The 3,791-nt window shown below is 67.6% G+C and carries 7 protein-coding genes; all 7 read left to right on the top strand.

The window, feature by feature from the left end; translation table 11 throughout:
* Window positions 1-701, top strand: a 701-nt coding sequence (gene aroE / locus ACXJKR_RS26805) for a shikimate dehydrogenase (protein WP_457325405.1), incomplete at its 5' end; no start/stop codon positions are given.
* The gene (gene mtgA, locus ACXJKR_RS26800) at window positions 701-1,414 is read left to right on the top strand and encodes a monofunctional biosynthetic peptidoglycan transglycosylase (protein ID WP_056203666.1); all 714 of its coding nucleotides are present in this window, start codon (window positions 701-703) and stop codon (window positions 1,412-1,414) included. The genes aroE and mtgA, both read left to right, overlap by 1 nt.
* 75 nt (window positions 1,415-1,489) lie before the next feature.
* Window positions 1,490-2,077 carry a hypothetical protein gene (locus tag ACXJKR_RS26795; protein WP_056203566.1) on the top strand — a complete coding sequence of 196 codons (588 nt, stop codon included), beginning with the start codon at window positions 1,490-1,492 and terminating at the stop codon, window positions 2,075-2,077.
* Entirely contained in the window at window positions 2,074-2,595 is a 522-nt protein-coding gene (locus ACXJKR_RS26790; RefSeq protein ID WP_457325404.1) for a TlpA disulfide reductase family protein, read from the top strand. The genes ACXJKR_RS26795 and ACXJKR_RS26790 overlap by 4 nt, the downstream gene beginning before the upstream one ends.
* A gap of 117 nt (window positions 2,596-2,712) precedes the next feature.
* Window positions 2,713-3,159, top strand: a complete 447-nt coding sequence (gene aroQ / locus ACXJKR_RS26785) for a type II 3-dehydroquinate dehydratase (RefSeq protein WP_056203560.1) — start codon at window positions 2,713-2,715, stop codon at window positions 3,157-3,159.
* Window positions 3,160-3,219: 60 nt separating this feature from the next.
* On the top strand, window positions 3,220-3,678 hold the full coding sequence (accB, locus tag ACXJKR_RS26780) for an acetyl-CoA carboxylase biotin carboxyl carrier protein (protein WP_056203557.1): 459 nt from the start codon (window positions 3,220-3,222) through the stop codon (window positions 3,676-3,678).
* Window positions 3,679-3,687: 9 nt separating this feature from the next.
* Window positions 3,688-3,791 (top strand): biotin carboxylase N-terminal domain-containing protein (locus ACXJKR_RS26775; protein WP_457325406.1); only part of this gene is annotated, 104 nt, incomplete at its 3' end.

Here is a 3,791-nt window from a genome sequence, read left to right as displayed (position 1 = left end):
GCTTCGAGGCCACGCTGCGCGCGTTCGCGGCCGCTGGCGCCAAGGGCTGCAACATCACCGTACCCTTCAAGTTCGATGCCTTTGCGCTGGCCACCGAACATACGGAACGCGCCGCGCTGGCCTGCGCCGTCAACTCGCTGCGCTTCGACGAAGGGGGCTGGGTGGGCGACAACACCGACGGCGTCGGTCTCGTCAACGACATCCAGCGCAACGCCCGCCGGCCGCTGGAAGGCCTGCAGGTGCTGCTGGTGGGCGCCGGTGGCGCGGCGGCGGGCGTGCTGGGCAGCCTGATCGCGGCCAGGCCGGCGCGCATCACCATCGCCAACCGCTCAGTGGGCAATGCCCAGGCCTTGGTGGCCAGCCATGCCGACCTGGGCGTCCCCCTTGCCGCGGTCACCTTGGCGGAGGCCCCCGCTGCGCAAGACATCGTCGTCAACGCCACCAGCACCAGCCTCGCCGGCGCGGCCTCGCCGGTCGATGCCCGCGTGCTGGCCCGCGGCGCGCTGGCGCTGGACATGATGTACGGCCCCAAGGCGCAAGGTTTTCTGGACTGGGCCGCCGCCCACGGCGCCGAGCCGCGCGACGGTCTGGGCATGCTTGTCGAGCAGGCGGCCGAGGCCTTCTTCTTCTGGCGCGGCGTGCGGCCAGACACGGCGCCGGTGCTGAAAGCGCTGAGATCCGAGCTGAGGGCCGCTCTGTGATCCGCCACATCGGCCGACTCGTCGCTGTGCTGGCCCTGGCCGTCATTTGCCTGCAACTCTGGTTTGCCGGCCGGATCGCGCTGATGAACGTCCTCGCACCGCAGTCCACCAGCTTCCAGCGCAGCGAGGCCGTGCGCCTGTTGAAGGAAAAACAGCAGGTCGCCTGGAGCCAGCAGTGGGTGAACGACGCCCAACTGGCCACCACGCTCAAGCGCGCCGTCATAGCCAGCGAGGACGACGGCTTCGCCCAGCACGGCGGCGTGGACTGGGAGGCCCTCAAGGGCGCCTGGAAGAAGAACGAGAAGGCACAGGCCCGCGTGGAAGCTCGCGGCAAGGGTGTGGCCAAGGTCATCGGCGGCTCGACGATCACCCAGCAGCTGGCCAAGAACCTGTTCCTTTCCGGGGAGCGCACGCTGTTGCGCAAGGGCCAGGAGCTGATCCTCACGTTGATGCTGGAAGGCCTGCTGAGCAAGCAGCGCATCCTGGAGATCTACCTGAACAGTGTCGAATGGGGGGAAGGCCTGTTCGGTGCCCAGGCCGCGGCGCGGCATTACTTCCGCACGGATGCGTCACGCCTGGGCGCCTTCGAGGCCGCGCGGCTGGCGGTGATGCTGCCGGCGCCCAAGCGCTTCGAGCGCCAGCCGGGCTCGGCCTATGTCATGGGCCGGGCCGGCCTCATCGTCGGCCGCATGAACAGCGCCCAAACGCCATGACCACCCCCACGCTCGCTTCGCTCACTGCCCCCCGAGGGGGCGCGTCAGTGCTTCGGACGGCCGCGCGCCACTGACATGAGCGACTTCACCGAAGAAATCGCCGCTGCCGCCGCCCGCCTCATCGTCGACGAGGGCATGGACTGGGGCCCGGCCAAGCAGCGCGCCGCCCGCGACCTGGGCGCGCCGCGCGCCGCCTTGCCTGGCAACGACGAGGTCGAGGACGCCGTGCGCGAGCACATCGCCATCTTCCATGCCGACACTCAGCCGGCCGAGTTGCGGGCCCTGCGCGAGCTGGCCGCGCAGTGGATGGCGCGCCTGGCCGAGTTCCGCCCGCACCTGACTGGCGCCGTCTGGCGCGGCACGGCGACACGGCTGTCCAATGTTCACCTGCAGCTGTATTGCGACGACAGCAAGGCGGCCGAGATCGCCTTGCTGGATCGCGGCATCAACTTCGACGTGGCCGAAACGACAGCCGGCCGTGGCCGGCAGGTCGACATGCTCATCCTGGATGCACCTTGCGCCGCCCTCGGCGAGCGGGTGACGCTGTGCCTGACCATCCTGGACTTCGACGACCTGCGCGGCGCCCTCAAGCCCGACGCGCGCGGCATGACCGAGCGCGGCGACCTGGCCGCGCTGCAAAACCTCCTGGAGGCCGCCGAATGACGCCCATCAACCGCCGCCTGATCCTGGCCGGCGCYGGCGTCGGGGCCGCAGCCCTGGGCGCCGCCTTCGCCTGGCGCAAGCTGAACCCACCGGTGGCTTCCATCGTCGCCCAAGCATTCTGGGCGCGACGCTTCCCTGCCCTGGACGGTAGCGACCTGGACGTCGCCCGCTGGCGCGGCCAGCCCCTGCTGGTCAACTTCTGGGCCACCTGGTGCCCGCCTTGCGTCAAGGAACTGCCGGAGATCAACCAGTTCTACAAGGAAGCCAAGGGCAAGGGCTGGCAGGTCCTTGGCCTGGCGGTGGATCAGGCCGAGCCGGTCAAGGCCTTCCTGCAGAAGACGCCGCTGGACTTCGCGGTCGCGCTGGCCGGGCCGGAAGGCCTGGGGCTGGTGCGGGAACTGGGCAATGCGGCCGGCGGCCTGCCCTTTTCCGTCGTTTTCGACGAGACCGGCGAGATCAGTTGGCGGCGTCTGGGCGTGAGCCGCCTGGAAGAACTGCGCCAATTGGCCCGAAGCTGACGCGCCCCCGAGAATTTCCCTATCCAGCAGGAAATCGGGTCCAAAACGCGTAAAGTTCGCCCTTCCTCAATTTAGTGGCGACTCTCTAGACCTTCGGGCAGGCGCGCCGCCACATGTTTGATGCAAGTTCTCGTCCTGCATGGCCCCAACCTCAACCTGCTCGGCACCCGCGAGCCCGAGGTCTACGGCGCGCAGACTCTCGCGCAGATCGATGCCGAACTCGGCAAGATCGCCACGGATGCCGGCGCCACGCTGAACAGCTTCCAGAGCAACCACGAGGGAGCATTGGTCGACCGCATCCAGGCTGCGCGCACCGACGGCACGCGCTTCATCATCATCAATCCGGCCGCCTACACCCACACCAGTGTCGCCATCCGTGACGCGCTGGCGGCTGTGGCCCTGCCCTTCATCGAAGTTCATTTGTCGAACATCCACCGCCGCGAAGCCTTCCGCCACCACAGCTATATGAGTGAGCTGGCGGTGGGCGTCATCTGCGGCCTCGGCGCCAACGGCTACCGCCTTGCGCTGCGCCACGCCCTTGAATCGTTGGAAGCTGGCGCCTGACCTCCGGTCTCGCGCCGCTTTTTCTCTTCCCCCACAACAACAACACCGCCTGGAGCCAAGATGGACCTTCGCAAGCTCAAAACCCTGATCGACCTGGTTTCGGAATCCAATATTTCCGAACTGGAAATCACCGAGGCCGACGGCAAGGTCCGCATCGTCAAGGCTGACCCGGCCGCCGCCGTGGCCATGCAGCCGGTCTACGCCGCCGCTCCCGTCGCCCATGCACCGGCCCAGGTCGCCATGCCCGCCGCCGCAGCGGCCCCGGCCGCCGCGCCGGTCGAGACCGGCCATATCGTCAAGTCGCCGATGGTCGGCACCTTCTACCGTGCGTCCAGCCCCAACGCCAAGCCGTTTGCCGACGTTGGCCAGCAGGTCAAGGAAGGCGAAGCCATCTGCATCATCGAGGCCATGAAGATCATGAATGAGATCGAAGCCGACAAGAGCGGCACGATCACCAAGGTCATGTGCGAGAACGGCCAGGCCGTAGAGTTCGGACAACCGCTGTTCGTGATCGAGTGAGGCCACTCGATGTTTAAGAAGGTCCTTATTGCGAATCGCGGAGAGATCGCTCTGCGCATTCAACGAGCGTGCCGAGAACTCGGCATCAAGTCCGTCGTCGTCTATTCAGAAGC

This window comes from Roseateles sp. P5_E11 (genome assembly GCF_054049355.1).
The sequence above is the reverse complement of the archived record's forward strand: the minus strand, read 5'-3'. Positions and strand labels throughout refer to the sequence as shown.